The following is a 20,088-nucleotide window of genomic DNA, read 5'->3' on the forward strand; positions in this document are numbered from 1 at the left end:
GAGTTTTTGGTTTAGTGTGCAAGTGCTTTTAGATCAGTTTTGTAATAACGAATATATGATTTATTTTAATTTTATAATTAATAGAACTGCGTTGCGTGTAATTATTTTTAACACATAGAAACATAGTTATAGCAACCTAAAATTAGGGGTTTTACTTTTTAAAAAAACACATAGCTTTTCTATGAGAAAGAAATGTGTTTCTCTTTTTTTTGCATTCTTTTTAATTTGATAATCTATCTCGATCGTGATCGGGACAATGTGTTAAATTTTGTGTTGGCTGATAAAAAAAAAGCTCCAGATTTCTCTGAAGCTAATTTGTAATTTTAATTTTTTGGAGTTTAATAAATTTATTCCTCCGATGCAGTTTCAAATTCCATGTGGTCTATTGTTTCTTCATCTGGTTTTACAGTTTTAGAAGCTTTTAGAGCATTGAATCTTTCCAGCATTTCAGTTTCTCCTTCTTCACCGCTGAAGTATGGGAAAACGTCCATAATTGGCGATTCAGAAATGGCAGGAATCGAATATTCTCCCATTGTGTTTTTCATAACATGAATCGTATTGTCATAAGCTTCTCTCACATCATTTGCTTGAATAAGCATATACATATTCGATTTTCTTTCCTTTCCGCTTTCTTCGTCATAAGCGATCAAAGAAACTTTTGATCTAAACCAGCGATCTGTGTTTTCAAAAGGATGAATCTCAGCGTAATTTGCCACTTTTATGTTCGTGATTTTGAATTCTTCACTTATATAAGCAGCCATTTCTTCATTGATTCTTCTTTCAGCTTCTGTATAAGATACTGCATCTACCAAATAAGGTTCTGTTAGTACTTTTTGGCCTCCAGTTTCATCTGTTTTTCTATATTTTACTTTGCATTCGTACCAAATTGCGCTCATCTCTTTAATTTTTTTAAGGATGCCAAAGATAGATTTTACAGGAAAATAAACTCATAAAATACACAAATAGATATTCACAATTTGAGTGTGATTTAGGTAAAGTATTGAGTGTTTTGTTTTTAAGTCAGCTTTAGAAGCGTAATTATTTCTCAGCCGCAGATTAGAAAGATTTTCAGGCATAAAAAAAAGTCTCAGAGATTCTGAGACTTTCCTTTATTCAAAAAATAAGAATGCTGTATTATGGTAAATTTAAATCTTTAAATCCTGAAACTTCTGTTGAAACTTCTCCAAGCCATCCGCCTTCAGCACGGTTAGAATTGTAAACTTTAATAAAGTCAACTCCTTTTAGTTTTACAGATTCTCCTTTAGCGTTTACAGCCCAGCTTATATCGATTTGACCTCTTACATCAGCATTAGCCCAGTTGTCAGTATAACCCCATTCGTAAGCAGGATTTGCCCAGTTGTTTCCTTTTCCGCCAGATTTATCGTAAATATTAGATTTTAAGAAAGTTCCTTTAAAAGTTACAGTGTTTCCTTTCCATAAAGGGAAAAACGTTTGTTTGTGGAATTGGTTTTTTGCTATATAACCAGTCTGTCCTTGATTGTCAGTCCAACGAATGTAATTTGGTTCATTCGGATTAGTTGGCTCAGCTTCTGGCTTATAATACGTCATTTCGTAATTTTTGATAGTTGTCGCTTTATTGTGTTCAGAACCTGCAATTTCAAACCATTCATCATCCGCTTTTCCGTTACCATTTGCATCGTATGAAACCATAACAATTCCTGGTTCAGCCCAATCATTAAATGCATTACCCAGAACTACAAAATCATTCCCTTCTTTGTTGATAATCGTATGGTCGAAACCAAATTGCACATAACCTCCAAATCCTCCAAGACTGATCATGTTTCCTGCTGTTAAAGCTGTTTCGGCTTTTACACGCATTGTTTCGTCAGTATCTGTGGCAGTCGCAGCAGGCAGAGCATTTACAAATTGTCCTGGAGCAGGAAAGAAGTCAAAAACACGTGTAATTTTATTTAAATATGCTTTTTCGGCAACTGTAACGGTGAAAGATTTAGAGCTTTCGCCAACTCCATTTTTAGCTTTAAACTCGATATTGTAAGTTCCTGCAGCACTAAAAATATAGAATAAATCAGTCGTTGCAGCAACTTCTTGGCTGTTTACAATCCATTTAGAAGTGGCATTTGCAGCGTTTGTTAATTGAGGCTGAACTTTAAACCATTGCATTTTATCTACAGCAAAACCACCAGCTGGATTTGGCAGTGTAATTTCTGGAGCGCTTGCAACTATGCTGATTGTACGACCATCTGCAAAAGTAAAAGTCATAATTCCGTTTGCCAATGCAACCGACGTAATTTCTGCAGCGTCTTTTCCTTTTTGACCAGAAGCAGAAACGCCAGTGTCTACAGCATCAACAAACCAGTTTCCGTTAGCTCCAATAGTAATTTTTGCAGCTTCGCCTTTGGCTCCGCTTTCACCTTTGGCAGATTTTCCAGTATCAACACCATCGATCCACCAGTTTCCGTTTTCGCCAATTTTTATAAACGATGAGGTATTGCGGACATTTAATTTAGATCCGTCGCTCATTGTGATTACATAACTTCCGTCTTTAGTTTCGTAGTTTACCACATACAACCTTTTGTTTAATACATCAAGCAGGTTTTCGTATTGTGCCATTCGGCTTTTCAAATCATTGACATCATTTTTTAGATCATTAATATCGTCTTTATAACAGCCCGAAAGAAGCAGGACAACTGACAATGCAAGTAGAATTTTCTTCATTTTTAAAATTTATGGATTAATTATTGTTTTTTTTGTTTTAAAGGCAAAATGTGCTGGAATATCTCCTGTTGTAACCGTGAATTTTGTATTTCCGTTTTTATCAATACAGTACAATTTTCCGGGAGAAACATAATCTCCTGCATCTGTTATAAAAACATTTAGAGAAACAGGATCAACTGCAAGTCCATATGGTGTTTTAATCTCGTCGCTGACCGCTTTAGGTAAAAAACTTTCTGTAAGTAAAGTTTCGGTTTTAACATTAATCAAATTGTAGTTTATGATATAATCGAAAGTGCTGTAATTAAATTCAGATCCAATTATATAAGCTTTATCACCAACGATAGTAAGATTGGAGCAGGCAATATCAAAAGTTTTTTTGATGCGGTCTGTTTTGGTGTCAATTACAAATAGTTTAGAAGGAATATCATAATAATCGCCGCGAGAGCTTACATACAAATCTCCATCTTCATCAGCTTCAAGTCTGTGCAGATTTATGGCAACATCAATATCTTTTATTTTGGTAAAAGTTTTTAGATCGATTACAGAAACCGTTCTTTCATAATTTGGCGGACTATATCCTCCCGAATTGGCAACATAAAGTTTATTGCCCACAACAGCCATTTTTTCGGGCTGGCGGCCTACTTTCACCGTTTTTGTGATCGAAAGAGAAGTGGTGTCTATTTCGGCAACAAAACCATTTGGCGAATTTTCTCCCAATTGTACTTCACCGTCATAGGCGCTTGCGTAAGCTTTTCCGTTGGCAAAAGTTATGTATCGGCAATTTTTGACATCAATTACTTTAAGGCGTTTTGCGGTAACAACATCCATAACTTCAATTTTGTTTGAATTGTTGATAACAGAGTATAATTTTGAACCGTAAATACCAATGTCGTTTCCTACATCGCCTAAACCTAAACTCGCATCAGGATTTGCCTGACCATAAACATTACGCTTGTAACTTCCGGTTTCATAATCGTAATAATCTAATGAAGCTTTATTCATGTTCATATTTCCTTCGTTCAAAAGATAAAAACCTTGTACGGTTGTAACAGTTTCGGGCGGTAAAACTTCTACTTCTTCTCGAATAATAGGATCATCTTCCTGACATCCTTGAAAAGCTGCTGCCGCAAAAGCGAGTAAAAGCCAAAATTTGAAATTTGTTTTCATTGCTGAGAATTTATTTAGTGTTGTTGTTTTATTTTAAAAATTTAGAGAAAGACTTAATCGATAGTTTCTGCCCGGCATAGGAAAATTGAGTACCACATCATAATATTGATTGAATAAATTATTGACTTCGCCACTTAATTTTACAGGGATTTTTGAGAACTTTCCATTCCAAATAAGAGCCATGTCGCTTGTGTACCAAGGTTTAACATAATTAACAGGAATGTTTGCTTTTTGACTGTAACGCTCGCCGGTATATATAAAACTGTAGTTAAGATTCCAGTTTTTCCAGTTGATCGATGAGGTTATTGTACCGCTGTTTTCTGGTGTATAAGGAATTTGGTCGCCGTAAGTTGTTCCTTTTGCAGTAATATCGATTGCTTTTTGATACGTATAGCTTAAGCCTAAATCTAGAAATATTTGCTGCGGAAATTTAAAAACGAAATTGGTGTTTAGTTCTAAGCCGCGAATATCAACTTCGCCCAAATTCATCATGGTCCATCTAAAAAGGTTAGATGACGGCATTGCGATAATTTTATCTTTTACACGATTGTAATAAACATCGGCTTGAAATGATACCGATTGCAGCATTTTTTTAGGCTCAATACTGTAAGTTGTTCCCATATCATATTGCGTTGTAAATTCTGGACGCAAAGAACTGTTGCCTATAAAAGTGTAATACAAATCATTGAAAGTAGGCATTCTAAAAGACTCTTTGTAAAACGCTCGAACTCTGAAATTCTTTATCGTAAAAGGTTGATAAGAAGCTGATATAACAGGACAGAAAACGTGCTGACTATCGCCTTGCTGATAATATTTAACCTGTTCATCGATATAAGCTCCAAGTAAATTGGCTTGAATATCAAGTCGTTTCCAATGCATTTCGCTTGAAATAACGCCTAAATAAGAATATCGGGTAGGATAGGGAAAACGGTATAAATTGGCATCAAGCGTATTAATGGAGAAATCAGCTGCAAGCGACATTTTCCACCAATCTTTTATAGTGTAGAGATTGACAACCGAAGCGTAAAATTCGTTTTGATAATATTTATTGTCCAATGCACCTTCAAGCGTTTTATAATCAGGATCGATATAACGGCTGTAGTCTCTGCTGAATTTTACATTGGTAAGCATTTCGTGTTTTTCGAAAAAGGAATTCTGTACAGAACCATGAATGAAAAAATTGCGATCCCATTGTCTTTGCACATGCTCATATCTATTGGCTAAAATTGCGCCCGGAAGTCCTCGTTCAGAATCGTAATAATAAGCCTTAATGTTTGCCAGAGCGTTCGAGCCAAATTTGGTATGCAGGTTCAATTCAGCCCGAAGTGCAGTTATATCTCCGTTTTGGCGAACTGCAGTTGTATCATAACCGTCTTTTTTCTGATAGCGGTATTTGTATTTTCCATCGGCTTTAAGCCATTCAATATTGGAGGAAAGTGCTGTTTTAGAACTTATTTTTTGCTGATAAAGAACAGAAGGATTCACTAATCCAAAAGATCCAGTTTTAAAAGAAGTTCTAATGTTTGTGGTTTTACCCGATTCAAAAACAGGAATTTTTGTTTTAAGTAAAAGTGTACTTGAAGCAAAAAAACCTCGTGCAGGCTGAAAAATTGTAGACTTTTGACCATTATAAAGTTCGATAGCTTCAATATTGTCCAAAGAATATTTTCCTAAATCAACTTGACCGTTTTGTGCATTTCCAACCGTCATTCCGTCATAAAAAACTGCCGTATGAGCGCTTCCTAAACTTCGAACGTTTATGGTTTTTAAACCGCCAATTCCGCCGTAATCTTTCAATTGAACACCCGAAAAATAACGAACCGCATCCGCAACCGAAAGACTGTTTAGCGCTTCGAGCTGTTTACCCGATAAAATCTGAACAGGCATCGGCGATTCTATCCTAAACTCGCGTTTGCTTGCGGTTAGAATCACTTCGTTTAACACAAGTGGTTTTAAAGAGTCTCGCTCTTTAGTTTTAGGATTATCCTGCGCCAAAATCGGATTAATAAATAAAATCCATAATAAGGCACATAATCCACAATGCAGCAGGGCTGAATACCTGTTTTTACATACGTGCATAGCAAAATAGTCTATTTGTGACAAATAGTTTTAAACGGAAAAAATGAAATCAAATGTTTAGTTTGATAAATGTGTTTGTCTTTAAAACTCTGGTCCGCGAGAGCCTAAAATTATATGCAGTGGCAGGTCTCCTGACTTATTCCCATTTTGAGCCGCCTTCCCACATTTGATGAAAATGCAGTGGCAAAAGATTTGATTTCGAAAGCCAAAAAAAGCTCTCCTAATCTGTCAAAATGTTGCATGGAATTTACAGTAACGGGCTTGTTCAGGATTTGCACCTGATTCCCTCTTCGTTAACTGCCCTTGAAAAGTTGCAGTTAAACCATTGCGGGTGCAAAAGTAAATAAACTCTTTATGGTTATGGTTATGTTTTTGAAAAAAAGTTTTTTAGGAATTCTGTAGCTTTTTGAAACTTAAGGTGATAAAAAACTAAAAAACAGCTCTGAAAATATTCTTAAAAAGAGAAAATGCTTGATTTTTCTTTTTATTTAAAGAAACTGAAATTTTGTATATTTATGGTGTTATTTGTTTGATTGTTAATTGTTTGTGTTTAATGCGATGAAGATGAAAAAGACTAAAAATACACTGCCAAACGAATCTGAAGATTTGTTTTTAACCGATGGCGGACTCGAAACAACATTGGTTTTTCTTGAAGGTTTTGATCTGCCTTATTTTGCAGCTTTTGATATATTAAAAGATCAAAAAGGGCGTGAAAGTATGAAAAACTATTATTCTCGGTATTTAAAAATTGCCGAAAAGTATAAAACCAATTTCATTTTAGAAAGTCCAACTTGGCGCGCAAATCCAGATTGGATTGAAAAAATTGGATACTCAAAAGATTCCTTATTTGAGTTGAATAAAAAAGCAGTTTCGCTGTTATCAGATTTAAAAACAGAATTTTCGAATACTGTAAAATCTATTCTTGTAAGCGGCTGCATTGGTCCTCGAGGCGACGGTTATGTGCCTGATAATTGTATGAATGCCGAAGAAGCAAAGCAATATCATTTGGCACAAATAAAAGTTCTAAGCCAATTGCCTGTTGATTTTGTTTCGGCGCTTACCATGAATTATATCGAAGAAGTGATTGGTATTGTTCAAGCCGCAGAAACGGTTAATTTGCCTGTAGTTATTTCGTTTACAGTCGAAACCGATGGAAAACTGCCAACTGGAATGAGCTTAAAAGAGGCAATCGAAAAAGTAGACAAAAGTGTAAATATTCCGCCGTTGTATTATATGATAAATTGTGCGCATCCTACGCATTTTGTAAACGAACTGAAAGAGAACGCAAATGAAAATTGGGTAAAAAGAATAAAAGGTTTTCGAGCAAATGCATCTTGTAAAAGTCATGCCCAATTAGACGAATCCACAGAATTAGACCGCGGAATTCCTAAAGATTTGGGTAAAGAATACAAACACTTAAAAGATACTTTTAGTCACTTAAATGTATTTGGCGGCTGCTGCGGAACTGATGAAGAACATATTCACGAGATTGTAAAGCAATTGAAAGTAATTTAAAACAGCTTTATAATTCTAAATAGAAATAATTTATCTCTTTGATTGCACTATATTTTAACACATAAAAGTATAGATTTCTTACTTTAAAAAAGGCGTTTCACTTGTCTAAATACATCCCGTCCCGAAGTTCCGAAATCGGGACTATCTATGCGAAAGAAATGAGTTTCTTTTTGTCCCCTTATCAAGCATATAAAATCTATGTTTCTATGTGTTTATTTTTTTTGATGTTATCGTATAAGATAACCAAATATTGAAAAAAAACATCAAAATTTGAATTGAGTTAAAAACTAATACAGAAAAAATAATGGAGACGAAAGAAACTAAAAGTTTAGAGGATATAAAGCAGTATTTCAGAGTTTTAAAAAGAGCAAGCGGCAATAACGAAGGATTTAAAACAGAAACCAAATTTTCAACCTATTATGAGCTCGGTTGTATAATTAATAATATGTTGAAATTGTGTGTTTTGGGACTTGAAAATGATAATAATTCCTCAATTAATGTTGGATTAGTATTAGAACACGTTATCGAATTATTTCCTTTAGACGAATTTGAACTATTGGATAAAATCAATCAACAGTTTGCTGGAGAATCTTCGCTCGTTTAAAAAGTTTTTGTAAAAAGCTTTATAGATATTTGTCTGATTTCGGACTTCAAACTAAAGTAAAAAAAAAAGCTCCAGATTTCTCTGAAGCTTTTTGTAGTCCGTGGGGGAATCGAACCCCCCTTACCAGGATGAAAACCTGGCGTCCTAACCGATAGACGAACGGACCTGTTTTGCTATTGCGGGTGCAAAAATGCAACTATTTTTAAAATACACAAAAGGATTTCGGAAATTTTTTTTTTCAGTTATGCTGAAAATAACACATTTTAAAATAAAAATCGGCAAACAGAATAAGTTAGTTAAAATGTATTTGTTTGGTTAATAACAGGTTATTTTGCACTAAATAATGAGATAAAGCAGATTTTTGTTCGGATAAATATTTTCAATAAAATTTAAAAATATTTGCTTTTAAAGAATATTCTTGCGGATTTTTCATGATTTTTTTGAAAAGTTCAGCCAAAAATAAATGTCAAAACCTCCTTTTTTAGACAATCGAATAGTTTTTTCTTCGTCCATAATTTGAAAGAACACATCAAAAACTGATGGATCTGTTTTTCTAATTTCTTATAATTGCTTGTACTAATTATGCTCTTTATAATTTATGATCACAATCGCTTTTGGTAATTTTTTATCTTTTTAAAATCTACATTTTACAGACAATAAGAGGGTTAATGATTCTAATTTGTTCAAAAAGCAGCAGCAGTTAAAAAAGTGCTTAAAGAAAGAGATGCGAATTGTTCAAATGTTATTCGTTATCAATTAAAATTTTGATTCATTATTATATATTTATACCCAATTATGGATACAACTTTAGAAATATTTGGCGCGTTTTTCGGCTTTATGGCCGTTTATTTTACTATTAAACAAAATATCTGGTGTTGGTATTTTGGTTTACTTCAAGTAATATTATATTGTTTTATTTTTTACACAGCCAAATTATATTCAGATATGATTTTGCATGTTGTTTATGTTTTTCTGCAAGTATTTGGCTGGTATAATTGGAAATATGGCGGTTCAAATCACAGTACATTGCGGATAACATTGATAAAAAATGAAGCGTTTTGGATTGGTTCAACCATTTTATTATCCTTTTGTTTAGGTTATATAATGCAGACAAAAACCGATGCATCTTTTCCTTACGAAGATGCTTTTATAACCATTGCAAGTCTTGTTGCTCAATATTTAATGATTAAAAAAGTATTGCATTCTTGGATGTTTTGGATAGTTGTAGATGTAGTTGCCATAGGCGTATATTGGTACAAAGGTTTGTATTTTACAACAGGTTTATATGTGCTTTTTTTAATTATGGCAGTAATTGGTTATCTAGAATGGAGAAAAGTTTATAATGAAGAATTTGAATATGAGCGAGCATAAAGTTGGATTAACACTAGGTAAGTTTGCGCCTTTTCATAAAGGACATCAATTATTAATAGAAACGGCTGTTAATGAAGTTGATGAATTAATAGTGTTAATTTATGATGATCCAGTAATAAATATTGCTTTGGCAGCCAGAGCAGCTTGGATACGTGAAATATACCCGAAAATTGTAGTCATCGAAGGTGTCAATTCGCCAAATGATACTGGTTATACACCAGAGATTATGAAAATTCAGGAAGATTATGTTTTAAGTGTTTTAGGTAATCGTACTATTTCGCATTTTTACTCGAGTGAGCCTTACGGCGTGCACATGAGTATTGCGCTGAATGCGATAAATAGGCAAGTTGATGTTAGTCGGAATATTATTCCAATCTCTGCCACAAAAATTAGAAAAAATTCATTTGAAAATAAGGAATTTATTCATCCCATAGTTTATAAAGATCTGATAACAAAAGTGGTATTGCTTGGTGCTCCATCAACTGGAAAAACCACGTTAGCAGAAAAATTGGCTTTCCATTTTGATACCCAATGGATGCCTGAATACGGAAGAGAATATTGGGAGAAGCATCAAATAAATAAAAGACTAACTTTAGAAGATCTTTTAAAAATTGCTGAAACCCACATTGAAAGAGAAGATGCGCTTGTGCTGCAGTCAAATCGAATTTTGTTCTCAGATACTAATGCGATTACGACCTATTTGTTTTCGCTGGATTATCATGGAACGGCACTTGCAGCTTTAGAAAATTTAGCAAAAGCAGCAGAGAACAGGCACGATATTATTTTTGTCTGCGATACTGATATTCCTTATGATGACACTTGGGATCGATCTGGTGATGTGAAAAGAAAGGAATTTCAGCAAAAAATAATAGAAGATTTAAACAATAGAAATCTTAAATATTATATGCTCAGTGGTACTATCGATGAACGAATTGAACAAGTATCAAAAGTATTATCTGCCTCAGAGAATTGTAAATTTTAAATAACTTAGAATCAAAATATAGCTATGTCTGATTTATTAAATAAAACGATGGGATTTTTTAAGAAAGTTCCAGAATCACCTACGAATCCGCAAGATGTCAAAAGCAATAATAAATTTCAAGTCGAAGATCTTTATTCAACTGATGATCTTCAAAATGAATCAAGTGATGCAATTACTTTAGATGAGAAATTGCGCCAAGCGTATTTTTGGATCGCTAATACAGCCATTATAAGTCCGTATTATGATATCGAATTTAATGACAGCGATCCTAAAAAGTTTTTATTTGGCGACAGTAAAGTGCCCGTTTATCTGACTACAGATCAAAGCTATTCTAGTTTTGTATTAATGCCTCTGTTAAATTTAGCCGTAAGAGGTAAATGTCTTATTGTTGGAGGGCCAGGTCGCGGAAAAACAGCTACTTCTGTTTTGATGGGTTTACTGGCTGGCTATGATAATAAAGATGTAATGAGAGCCATTCAGCATGGTCAGCCTCAAATGACGATTTCAGATTTATTAGGACATCCATTGCCTTCGGATATGGTAAAGGCCGAAAAGACTTCGGATATTCGAATTGCTTGGCGAAAATGGTTAGGCATGAGAGTGAAAATTATTGATGAATATAATCGAATTCCAACCAGAACGCAATCCGCTTTATTAACTGTACTGGCCGATAACTACGCTGAAATTTTTGATCAGATTTATGAATGTCCTGATGGTGCATGGTATCTAACGGCTAACGATGATGCAGGCGGAGGAACTTATCAGGTTATTGAAGCCTTAAAAGATAGAATTGATATTGTTATTAGAGCTATGCACTTTAATACAAGATTTGTTGAGGATTTATTGCAGCGCATCGAGCTCAATTTTAAGCCCGAAGCAATAATTCCTGAAGAAATTATTTTTACCGAAGAAGAGTTAACAACTGTAAATAAACAAATTAGAGGTATTCAAATAGATCCGGAATTACGTAAACGTATCGAGTTTTTCTGCCGCCAGTTTGAGTTTTTTGAACCCGCATCTAACCGACTAGAATATATGACCAAAGACACGGCAAAATTATCTGGTATGGATATGCGTGTTCTTTTTAGGAAAGAGACAGGAAAAGATCCGATTAAAGATTTAGGTTCGCAGGCAAAGAATGGTTTGTCTGTTAGAAAAATTATGACTTTACTAATGTTTTCTAAAGCATTGGCTTATTTTAGAGGAAATCGAAAAGTAGAATTAGAAGATATTAGACAAGTCCTGCCATTTGTTTTACACGATAGTTTGACGCCGCATTTAGAATCTCCATTTTTCGATCAGATAGGCAATGAAGTTTACAGAGTAGATCGAATTGTGTGGCTGCGAAACTTATTCGATTTGTCTTGCGATGAATATGTGAGTCAGGATTTGGATAGAAATGATCCAGTTGACCGATTTGAAGAGGAATTTAAAAAAGGTCTTGAAAATATATCTTCAAAAGAAATTGATAATCGACTTTTAAGTATTGAAAAGCAGCTGCAAAAGTGGTCTGAAGAGAAAAAGCTGTACGGTTACCGAGCAGATGATATTTTGAAATTAAAATATCTGCATCAACGTTATACCAATTACAAAAGATGGCTGCAATGGAAAAAATAAGCTTTCAACCACTTATTGCAGAATTAAGCGAAAAAAGCACGTTGTACAATCGATGGTACAATGAGAGCGAAATGAAATATGGCAATTTGCCTGCTCATGTAATTACGGGTTGGATGGTAGAAGTTGTTGAACCAATTGTAAAAGAAACAACTGCTTTAAATTCAGCTCCAGAAAAAATTCATGAAATCGTAAAAGCACTTTATCAAGAATCATTGAAGTTAATTGGAAACGGATCTGCAATTCGCTATAAAGACGAATACAAAGAGGCTTGGCTGTTAATGGCGCAAATGCCAAACTTGGTCGTGAAATTTCCTGTAAAAGTAATTTCATTGTTAAATGACGTTCTTTTTAATCTGCATATATATGCACCAGAAAAAATAATAGATTGGTGTAATCTAATCAAGATCAGCAGCTCTGAGATTAAAACTATTGAGGATTTTAAAATTGTGGGACGTATTTATGCGTGGAGATTTGGTTTGGCGCATTTGAGGATTCGTTTAAACACAGATTTCAAAGAACTTTCTGAGAATCTGCAAGAAATCGTTCGTAACGCGATAAGTTCAGACAAAAGTTCGATTCAGCTTTTTAAAAATCCTTGGGCGAATGAAAAAGCAAAATTTGAAGGCGTACAAGGCGGTTTTAAAGATACAGATGGATTTTTTGAAAATCCGCCGAGACTAGCAAAAATTGATGGGAACATATTTGTAACCGATTCGAAAAGCAGTTACGCACTTTTTGCAGACCAATTTGGAAAAGTTTTGGTTCCTGCAAATTCTGTTGATGCATCTCTAATTTTATCAAATTCTAGTCGATTAGATAACTTGGAGAAATGGCTTGGAAAAGGCAACGAAAAAATTGATACAAGAAAGATTTCATCTTTTGCGACAACAGAAAACACATTGGTTTTAACGTTGCAAAATTCCTATTTTTTATACTTATTCAGTCTTGGAAATGCATAATCAATCTGAAATAAAAGAAACATTAGCCGCTTGGAAATCGTGCTGGCAGCAGGCAAAACTGGAGTGGAATCCTTTGCTGCGCCTGCAAGAACCTATTTGGTGTTTGTCGCATCAGGAAGCTCAAAAAGAAGGGCTTTCGAGCAGTTTTGCAATGATTCGGTTAACAGATCATCGCATTGTTATAAACTTAGAAGAAATTACAGAACGCGGTATTGCCGATTACGCTGTTGAGGTATTGGCACACGAAATAGGTCATCATATTTTTGCACCTGCAAATTTATACGACAACGCTGTTTTGCTGAATCGAATTCGTTTTGCTTTACCCGGTATTGAGGATCGAGCACCTATGGTATCAAATTTATATACTGATTTTTTAATCAATGATAAATTACAACGCGTCAATAAATTAAAAATTTCAGAAGTTTATAAAGCGATTAATTCAGAAGATAATTTTTCTGAATTATGGACATTAATGATGCGTACTTATGAATATTTATGGCGTTTGAAACGCGGTGAATTAGCAGTGAATTTATCATTTCACAGTAAAAAAATAGATGCTGATGCTTCATTATTAGCTTCTTTGGTTAGAAGTTATTCAAAAGGCTGGATTCATGGCGGCGGAAGATTTGCTGTAATGTTATATCCCTATTTAATGGATGACAAAACGTTTAAAGATGCACGTAAAAAGATTTTGATACTATTAGATGCGGAAGATGCAGGCAAAGGAGCTATGGATATTTCGGGCATGACTGAACTTGATTTAGAAGGCTATGATGAAATAGTCGATATGCGAAAAGAAGCGATTAGTTTAAAAGAAGACGGAGGCAAGAAAAACAACGATATTTTAGGTTTAGACGAAAATAAAAAAGGCGGATTTGGACCAAGAAACGGATATATGGGTCCGGGAAATTATATCGACTTAATGCAGCAAGTCAACCCAAATGCTGATGAGCAGAGTTTGGTTAATGCTTATTATAAGGAAATTGCTTTATCTCATTTGATTGATTTTCCTGTAGAGACTTCAGAAAATGTTTCTATGGATTTACCAGAAGGATTGGAAACGTGGGATATTGGAGACGCCATCGAAGAAGTAGACTGGCTGCAATCGGCTATTTTATCGCCTGCAATTATCCCTGGATTAACCACTCAAAAGAGAACTTACGGTGCAGACTCTGATAATAATATTTCAGAAGGACCTTTAGATGTATATATGGGGATAGACTGCTCTGGCTCGATGATGAATCCAAAAGAAAATTTTTCATGGCCGGTTCTCGCAGCAACAATCATTGGATTATCTGCTTTACGTGCTGGAGCATCCGTTATGGGTTGTTTATCTGGTGAACCTGGAAGTTATTTGGAAACAGATGGTTTTATTTCTGATGAAACAGATTTGCTAACTACCTTAACCTCTTATTTGGGAACTGGTTATGCCTACGGAATTGAGCGATTGCGAAAACCGTTTGGAGAAAAACCAAATAAAAAATCACATATTGTAATCGTTACGGACAATGATATATTCAGCATGTTAAATTCTGATACACAAACGAAACGAACACACTGGGAATTGGTCGAAATTGCATTAAAAAATGCTGGCGGGCACGGAACTATGGTTTTGCATTCTTATCCAGATTACCAAAAAGATTTAGTAATACGATTAGAAAAAATGGGTTGGAAAGTATATTATGTCACAAACGAAGCTGAACTTTTGAAATTTGCATCAGAGTTTTCACAACAAAATTATGCCTATGTCTAAATATGATGTTTTTGAACTAGTGACCTATTTAAGAAAATGTCCAGACAGCTTTTTAAAGTCTTCGGATCTTCTTCTTAAAGATGGATTGAATTCAACAGCCTTAATTTGCGATACATACAGAATTGTAAGTAATGATTTTTTACGAACTGAATTTAACATACCAACAAATACTGATTTAAATCTTATTAAAGATAATCATTGGCTGGCAATTCATATTTCCGCGTGGCTTCTTAGTCATCAAGATTTTAAAAATAAGCCTTTAATAGCAGATAAACTCTATAATTTTTGGTTTGAAGAATTGCGTGAAGCTGCTGCATATGTAAAATTTAATGAATGGATTAGTGATGATGAACGTGCCGAAGAAATGGTGCGCTTGCTGCTAAATTGTTGTGAGATCATACCTAAAGGCGAAAATTATGATGAAGCGGCAGATAAATTATCTTCATTAAGCAGTGCAGACAGGCATAAAGTTTTAAAACAATCCTATGAAGCGCACGAAAGAATAATGGCAATTAAAAGAGAAATGGCAGAGAAAAAAGCCAGAGAAGCAGCAAATACATATGGACGCGAGTAGTAATCCACAAATTGCATTAACAGATGAGGAGCGTTTTCCGCTGCTTGATGATTTAAGTTTTTTAAATGAACTTAGACAAGATGCTTTTGCTCCAAAATTTAATTTTAAAAGCGGTGATCGATTAAACGCAGTACAACTTTCAAAAGTCCATTCCTATAAAAAAAAGTACTATGATAAAACAGTATTTTGGAACGAAGGACAAACGCCAATTTGGGTAAATGACTATTTAAAATGGTGTCTTAAATCAGTACCTTTTTATGACAAAAAAGGCATTGATTTAGATTCTTTTCCAACCATTTCCAGAGAAGACATTAGAAAGTATCCTTATTTATTTGTTTCTAATGAAGCAAATTTAGAAGAGTTGTTAGTCTATCATACTTCAGGATCCACAGGACCAAAGTTAGATGTGCTTTTTGATGCAGTTTCCCAAGCGAATTGGCTGCCGCAAATAGAATCTGTTTTAAAAGATTTTGACATTCATATAAAAGAAAGTAAAAATACAGCAGCAATTGCTTTGATTTGTGCGCAGCAAAAAACATTGACATACGCTTCTTTATCAACCTATTTAGAAGGAGCGGGTATTTTAAAAATAAATCTAAATCCGTCAGATTGGAACCATCCTGATGATTGTAAAAAATACCTTGAGAAATATAATCCGCAAATTCTTACTGGTGATCCAATCGCTTTTACGGCATTATTAGATTTAAAGCCTAAACTGAATCCAAAGGCCTTAATATCCTCTGCTATGAAGCTGACAAAAGGCACCAAAAGCAAATTGGAAAATTATTTTAAATGCCCTGTTATTGATCTTTATTCGTTAACAGAATGTAGAAACATCGCTTATGCTACAGAAATTGGACATAAGGTTATTCGGCCAGATTTGTATTTAGAAATTTTTGATGAATATCAAGATGTGAAGCTTCCTTATGGCGAAAGAGGAGAATTAGTCGTTACCGGAGGCAGTAACCCTTTCTTACCATTAATACGCTATAGAACGGGTGATTTTTGTAGTTTAAAGATAGAAAATGGAGTTCCGTTTTTAATAGATTTAGAAGCTCGAAATCCAATAGTTTTTTTAACAAAATCAAACATGAAAATCAATAATATTGATGTCTCTAATCGTTTGTCTCAGTTGTCTTTGGCAGGATTTAAAATGCATCAACAAAAAGATAAGCTGATTCAGTTTGTAGGATATTCTAATGAACATACTCCGGAAGAGGTTGCTGAAGTGTTGAATGCAATTTTTAAAAATGATGCAGATATTCTCGTAGATATTCAAAAAATATCTCAAAATAATGCTGTAGAAAAGTCTCTGTATTCTTCAGATCTGCAGACAGATTTGTAATTATATAATAAACTGTCAATAGAGAAGCTGTCGTTTTAAAATACTGATTTAACTGCGAAATGTTTGTGAGTACTTTTCTTGAGTTTAGACTTTGAATTGTTTTATAAAATTTAGAAACTTAACACGACTGGAACTTGCATTTGTCACGACGGATATGATTTTGCTGAATCGGAAATAGAATAAAAAAAACACCAGCTTTTTCAAGTGGTGTTTTACTTATTTTCAGGCAGCATTAAAATGTCTGACCAGTTTTTTTAAAATTTTGATAATGTTGTTACAAGAATTTGAATTCCTTTTTAGATCGAATTGTAATTTTTAGAAAAAGAAATAACCAACAGATACTTGAAACGCTCTGTTTTTATTTTTGACAGAAGAATTATCTACATTATTAATGTCAGTTAATCCTAGATTATATCTTACGCCAAAATTAAGTCCGTTTTCAAGTTTATAACCTAAGCCAAAATTAACACCAAAATCAAAAGTATTAAACGAATCTTTTACATTTATCTTTTCATTTTTAGCGGCAAGTAAAAAACCTATTTGCGGTCCGGCTTCAACACTAAATCCTTTAGTTAGATAATATTTTCCCATTAAAGGAAGGTTTAAATAACTTAAGGCAATTGTATTATCCTTGAAGCTGTATCCCTGACCAGAATACATTAATTCAGGCTGAAAAGAAAACTTCTCAGAAATTGGAATTTCTGATAAAACACCTAAATTAAATGATGTTACGTAGTCAATACCTTTGGTATTATCTCCGCCGATAGTTGAGAAGTTTAAACCTCCTTTAGCACCAAATTTAATTTCTTGTGCATTAACATTTGCAAAGCCAAAAACTGTAAGAACAGCTAGTAATAATAGTTTTTTCATAAAAAGTGATTTGAATTATTTAGTCGCAAAATTGAGATAAGAAAAATTAGAAAAGGTTTCAAAAGCTCAAGAATGTATAAATTGGCACCTATTTACAGGTGTTTTTATATTCATTTGGTGTCTGGCCAGTAACTTTTTTAAAAGCTTTATAGAAAGTCGTTTTTGAAGTAAACCCAGATTCTAATCCCATTGCCAGTAAATTGTAATTTTCATAGTCAGAATTTGAAATCATTTCCTTGACAGCTTCAACTCGATAGTTATTTATATAATTGGCAAAGTTGTCTCCAGTAATCGTATTTATAATTAGTGAAACATAACCCGCGCTTATGCCAAGTTGTTCAGCAACTTTTTCTCTGTTTAATGTGCTGTCAGTATAAATATGCTGCTCTTTGCAAAGAAGTTCTAGTTTTTGAAAATAAAGATTATCTGCCGTGATAGATTCTCTGTATTCTTCCGAGGTATTATTTTCTTCTGTTAGGCCGCTTTCTATAATTTGAAGGCTGGCAGACGAAAGCGCTAAATCGTTGTTTAGAAAATTATAGATGGCATCTTTGTTTTTGGCAAGTTTGTATTTGTAAATGCCTGCATAAGCTGTCCAATGAATTATAAATGTAGCGCATACAGCCAGCCAACTCATGGTAGAAGAAATATCTGCTTGAAAATAATAACCAGCCATATAGGTAGCCAGCCAGATAACCAACAGCAAATACATGAAGGTTAATAAAGTAGTGACCCATTTTTTCTCTTGAGGATCTTTTAAATACCTTATCATAAAATAAGAATATAGAGGCAGAAACAAGACGATGATAACGGCCATTAAAAGCTGAATTATCCTAAGTATATTGATTAGAGGTATGCAGGCTTCAGGAATTTTATAAATTCCCGCTACAATGTCAAGACAGACTGTAACATTAAGAATACTGTTAAAGACAAATGGAATGTAATACAAATATGTTTTTTGTTTGTTTTTTACCGCATCATCAATGCGGTTTATAATAAACTGAAATGTGAAAACAGGTAATAGAAATACCCAATCGATAGCGTCTGTAAAACGTACTAACGGATAGGATGTAAACACACCTTCAAGTTCAAAAACATAATTTAGTAAAACAATGGAAAGCGCAAATAGTAAATAGGCTAGATATCTATTTGAATTGCTGTTGAATAAGGAAGATTTTAGAATAATGATGCCCAAGATTACTCCCTGAAAAATCGCAATATTTAAAATTGTGGTATAAATCAATTTTCTAAAGTAAAAGTTATTTTTATGATTTGTTTTGGGGAATAATGTTAACTAGTTATTTCCTAAAACATAGCTTATTTCATACTAATTAACGGAACGAATTTATGTTAATGCAAATGATTTTCTGAATGGATTAAGAAATGATTAACTAAAATGATAAAGAATTATTAAGTATTCCGATTTAGGAAAAGAGAAGAAGTTCATAAGATAATTTTTACTTGAAAAATGAAAAAGCTTCACGTTTCTTTAAAGCTTTTACTTAGCGGCGAAAGTACTCAGGTAGCTAACTAGATTATTGAAGATTGTTATAGTATTATAGAATACAGATCTTAATTTTTAAATATTATGATAATTTGTTTACATATCTGTATTTATTTTATGAATTAAGACAACAGTAAAATAAAAGTCCATATGCTGATTTATAATTGAAAAATTATATATTTGAGAATAAATATTGTGAGATATTTATCACGCATATTTGCCCTAATTTGGGTGGTTTTGTCACACGTACAAATAAGTGTGTATCATTTTGTAAAACAAACTCATATATAAATTAACCAGATACTATTTTAACTAAAACCGCATGCAAGAAGAAGTAACGAAACATACAAAGAAAATTTACAAAACAGTGAAAAACACAGAACACACTTTGGGAGAGAAAATAAAAGAAATCATCATAGAAATATTCATAATCGTTTTTGCAGTAACACTTTCAATATCGCTGCACAGTTGGAGCGAACACAAACATCAACAAGAAGAAGTAAAGGTATTTCTTGAAAATTTAAAGAATGATTTGCAAAATGATGCAAAAAGCATCGACATTGAAAAGGAAGCATACAAAAAATCAAACATGGATTATGAAAAAATTTTAGCACTAACGCCTCACCAACTTGACAGTATTTATAAGTCTAAAGATAAAGTTGAGTTCCCAATTTATTCACATGGACCAAAAATGAATATTGGTAATTTTGAAGGTTTTAAGTCTAGTGGTAAAATTGGATATATTGAAGACGAAAAATTAAAACAGAAAATCTTAAATTATTACCAAATATATGTACCGGCAATCAACGAAGTCGATAAATATTATAATGATTTCCTGTTTAAGTGTTTTGATAAAATGATAGAAAATGCAGATAAATCAGAACAAGAGATGTATGCAGACCCAAAATTTAAAAAGACACTTGAATTTCTTGTCAAACTAGGTAATAATAACATGAGAGTTTATGACAAAAATACAAAACCACTAACAATTGAACTTATTAAAGAAATTGAAAAAGAGCTGAGTAAATAAGACACTCACACCTATGTTTAG

Annotated in this window: 16 protein-coding genes, 1 tRNA gene and 1 riboswitch; of the genes, 10 read left to right on the forward strand and 7 right to left on the reverse strand. The window is 33.5% G+C overall.

What is annotated here, in order from left to right:
- Positions 1-347 precede the first annotated feature (347 nt).
- The 4 genes from NLG42_RS09530 to NLG42_RS09545 form a co-directional block, all read right to left on the reverse strand.
- Complete coding sequence (locus tag NLG42_RS09530; protein WP_257683608.1) at positions 348-896, reverse strand: DUF4494 domain-containing protein; 549 nt, start codon at positions 894-896, stop codon at positions 348-350.
- A 238-nt stretch (positions 897-1,134) separates the two neighbouring features.
- Positions 1,135-2,697 carry a PKD-like domain-containing protein gene (locus NLG42_RS09535; protein ID WP_257683609.1) on the reverse strand — a complete coding sequence of 521 codons (1,563 nt, stop codon included), beginning with the start codon at positions 2,695-2,697 and terminating at the stop codon, positions 1,135-1,137.
- Positions 2,698-2,706: 9 nt separating this feature from the next.
- Positions 2,707-3,864, reverse strand: a complete 1,158-nt coding sequence (locus NLG42_RS09540) for a YncE family protein (RefSeq protein WP_257683610.1) — start codon at positions 3,862-3,864, stop codon at positions 2,707-2,709.
- Positions 3,865-3,897: 33 nt separating this feature from the next.
- On the reverse strand, positions 3,898-5,967 hold the full coding sequence (locus NLG42_RS09545) for a TonB-dependent receptor (RefSeq protein ID WP_257683611.1): 2,070 nt from the start codon (positions 5,965-5,967) through the stop codon (positions 3,898-3,900).
- Between the two features lie 80 nt (positions 5,968-6,047).
- Positions 6,048-6,285: riboswitch (cobalamin riboswitch) on the reverse strand.
- A gap of 222 nt (positions 6,286-6,507) precedes the next feature.
- Here NLG42_RS09545 and NLG42_RS09550 point away from each other — a divergent pair.
- Positions 6,508-7,458, forward strand: coding sequence for a homocysteine S-methyltransferase family protein (locus NLG42_RS09550; RefSeq protein ID WP_257683612.1), 951 nt, complete (start codon positions 6,508-6,510; stop codon positions 7,456-7,458).
- A gap of 304 nt (positions 7,459-7,762) precedes the next feature.
- On the forward strand, positions 7,763-8,062 hold the full coding sequence (locus tag NLG42_RS09555) for a hypothetical protein (protein ID WP_257683613.1): 300 nt from the start codon (positions 7,763-7,765) through the stop codon (positions 8,060-8,062).
- A 94-nt stretch (positions 8,063-8,156) separates the two neighbouring features.
- On the opposite strand, the gene NLG42_RS09560 is transcribed toward NLG42_RS09555, so the two are convergent.
- Positions 8,157-8,228, reverse strand: a tRNA-Glu gene (locus NLG42_RS09560).
- Between the two features lie 629 nt (positions 8,229-8,857).
- Here NLG42_RS09560 and pnuC point away from each other — a divergent pair.
- From pnuC to NLG42_RS09595, 7 genes are read left to right on the forward strand one after another with little or no spacing between them, the layout of a single operon-like run.
- Positions 8,858-9,433 (forward strand): nicotinamide riboside transporter PnuC, encoded by a 576-nt coding sequence (gene pnuC / locus NLG42_RS09565; RefSeq protein WP_257683614.1) that lies wholly within the window; start codon positions 8,858-8,860, stop codon positions 9,431-9,433.
- The gene (locus NLG42_RS09570; RefSeq protein ID WP_208861303.1) at positions 9,420-10,415 is read left to right on the forward strand and encodes an AAA family ATPase; all 996 of its coding nucleotides are present in this window, start codon (positions 9,420-9,422) and stop codon (positions 10,413-10,415) included. The genes pnuC and NLG42_RS09570 overlap by 14 nt, the downstream gene beginning before the upstream one ends.
- A gap of 24 nt (positions 10,416-10,439) precedes the next feature.
- A complete protein-coding gene (locus NLG42_RS09575; RefSeq protein WP_257683615.1) occupies positions 10,440-12,032 on the forward strand; it encodes an AAA family ATPase in 1,593 nt (530 codons plus the stop codon).
- Positions 12,020-12,991 carry a hypothetical protein gene (locus NLG42_RS09580; protein WP_257683616.1) on the forward strand — a complete coding sequence of 324 codons (972 nt, stop codon included), beginning with the start codon at positions 12,020-12,022 and terminating at the stop codon, positions 12,989-12,991. Before NLG42_RS09575 ends, NLG42_RS09580 begins: the two co-directional genes overlap by 13 nt.
- On the forward strand, positions 12,984-14,744 hold the full coding sequence (locus tag NLG42_RS09585) for a hypothetical protein (RefSeq protein WP_257683617.1): 1,761 nt from the start codon (positions 12,984-12,986) through the stop codon (positions 14,742-14,744). Before NLG42_RS09580 ends, NLG42_RS09585 begins: the two co-directional genes overlap by 8 nt.
- Positions 14,737-15,318: a hypothetical protein gene (locus tag NLG42_RS09590; protein WP_099720153.1), complete on the forward strand. Its 582-nt coding sequence runs from the start codon at positions 14,737-14,739 to the stop codon at positions 15,316-15,318. The genes NLG42_RS09585 and NLG42_RS09590 overlap by 8 nt, the downstream gene beginning before the upstream one ends.
- Positions 15,305-16,663 carry an AMP-binding protein gene (locus tag NLG42_RS09595; protein ID WP_257683618.1) on the forward strand — a complete coding sequence of 453 codons (1,359 nt, stop codon included), beginning with the start codon at positions 15,305-15,307 and terminating at the stop codon, positions 16,661-16,663. The genes NLG42_RS09590 and NLG42_RS09595 overlap by 14 nt, the downstream gene beginning before the upstream one ends.
- Positions 16,664-16,978: 315 nt before the next feature.
- Here the strand turns inward: NLG42_RS09595 and NLG42_RS09600 are convergent, their stop codons facing one another.
- Together NLG42_RS09600 and NLG42_RS09605 are read right to left on the reverse strand one after the other, a co-directional pair.
- Positions 16,979-17,533: a porin family protein gene (locus tag NLG42_RS09600; protein ID WP_089056917.1), complete on the reverse strand. Its 555-nt coding sequence runs from the start codon at positions 17,531-17,533 to the stop codon at positions 16,979-16,981.
- Between the two features lie 88 nt (positions 17,534-17,621).
- A complete protein-coding gene (locus tag NLG42_RS09605; RefSeq protein WP_257683619.1) occupies positions 17,622-18,776 on the reverse strand; it encodes a helix-turn-helix domain-containing protein in 1,155 nt (384 codons plus the stop codon).
- 583 nt (positions 18,777-19,359) lie between these two features.
- On the opposite strand from NLG42_RS09605, the gene NLG42_RS09610 reads away from it, so the two are divergent.
- A complete protein-coding gene (locus tag NLG42_RS09610) occupies positions 19,360-20,067 on the forward strand; it encodes a DUF6090 family protein (RefSeq protein WP_099720150.1) in 708 nt (235 codons plus the stop codon).
- Positions 20,068-20,088: the final 21 nt, after the last annotated feature.

This window comes from Flavobacterium plurextorum (genome assembly GCF_024638035.1).
GTDB classification, from domain to species: domain Bacteria; phylum Bacteroidota; class Bacteroidia; order Flavobacteriales; family Flavobacteriaceae; genus Flavobacterium; species Flavobacterium plurextorum.

What these genes read in the sequence shown, in the direction of transcription:
- NLG42_RS09530 (WP_257683608.1), bottom strand. Translation starts at nt 896, where the DNA reads ATGAGCGCAATTTGGTACGAATGCAAAGTAAAATATAGAAAAACAGAT.
- NLG42_RS09535 (WP_257683609.1), bottom strand. Translation starts at nt 2,697, where the DNA reads ATGAAGAAAATTCTACTTGCATTGTCAGTTGTCCTGCTTCTTTCGGGC.
- NLG42_RS09540 (WP_257683610.1), bottom strand. Translation starts at nt 3,864, where the DNA reads ATGAAAACAAATTTCAAATTTTGGCTTTTACTCGCTTTTGCGGCAGCA.
- NLG42_RS09550 (WP_257683612.1), top strand. Translation starts at nt 6,508, where the DNA reads ATGAAAAAGACTAAAAATACACTGCCAAACGAATCTGAAGATTTGTTT.
- NLG42_RS09555 (WP_257683613.1), top strand. Translation starts at nt 7,763, where the DNA reads ATGGAGACGAAAGAAACTAAAAGTTTAGAGGATATAAAGCAGTATTTC.
- pnuC (WP_257683614.1), top strand. Translation starts at nt 8,858, where the DNA reads ATGGATACAACTTTAGAAATATTTGGCGCGTTTTTCGGCTTTATGGCC.
- NLG42_RS09570 (WP_208861303.1), top strand. Translation starts at nt 9,420, where the DNA reads ATGAGCGAGCATAAAGTTGGATTAACACTAGGTAAGTTTGCGCCTTTT.
- NLG42_RS09575 (WP_257683615.1), top strand. Translation starts at nt 10,440, where the DNA reads ATGTCTGATTTATTAAATAAAACGATGGGATTTTTTAAGAAAGTTCCA.
- NLG42_RS09580 (WP_257683616.1), top strand. Translation starts at nt 12,020, where the DNA reads ATGGAAAAAATAAGCTTTCAACCACTTATTGCAGAATTAAGCGAAAAA.
- NLG42_RS09585 (WP_257683617.1), top strand. Translation starts at nt 12,984, where the DNA reads ATGCATAATCAATCTGAAATAAAAGAAACATTAGCCGCTTGGAAATCG.
- NLG42_RS09590 (WP_099720153.1), top strand. Translation starts at nt 14,737, where the DNA reads ATGTCTAAATATGATGTTTTTGAACTAGTGACCTATTTAAGAAAATGT.
- NLG42_RS09595 (WP_257683618.1), top strand. Translation starts at nt 15,305, where the DNA reads ATGGACGCGAGTAGTAATCCACAAATTGCATTAACAGATGAGGAGCGT.
- NLG42_RS09600 (WP_089056917.1), bottom strand. Translation starts at nt 17,533, where the DNA reads ATGAAAAAACTATTATTACTAGCTGTTCTTACAGTTTTTGGCTTTGCA.
- NLG42_RS09610 (WP_099720150.1), top strand. Translation starts at nt 19,360, where the DNA reads ATGCAAGAAGAAGTAACGAAACATACAAAGAAAATTTACAAAACAGTG.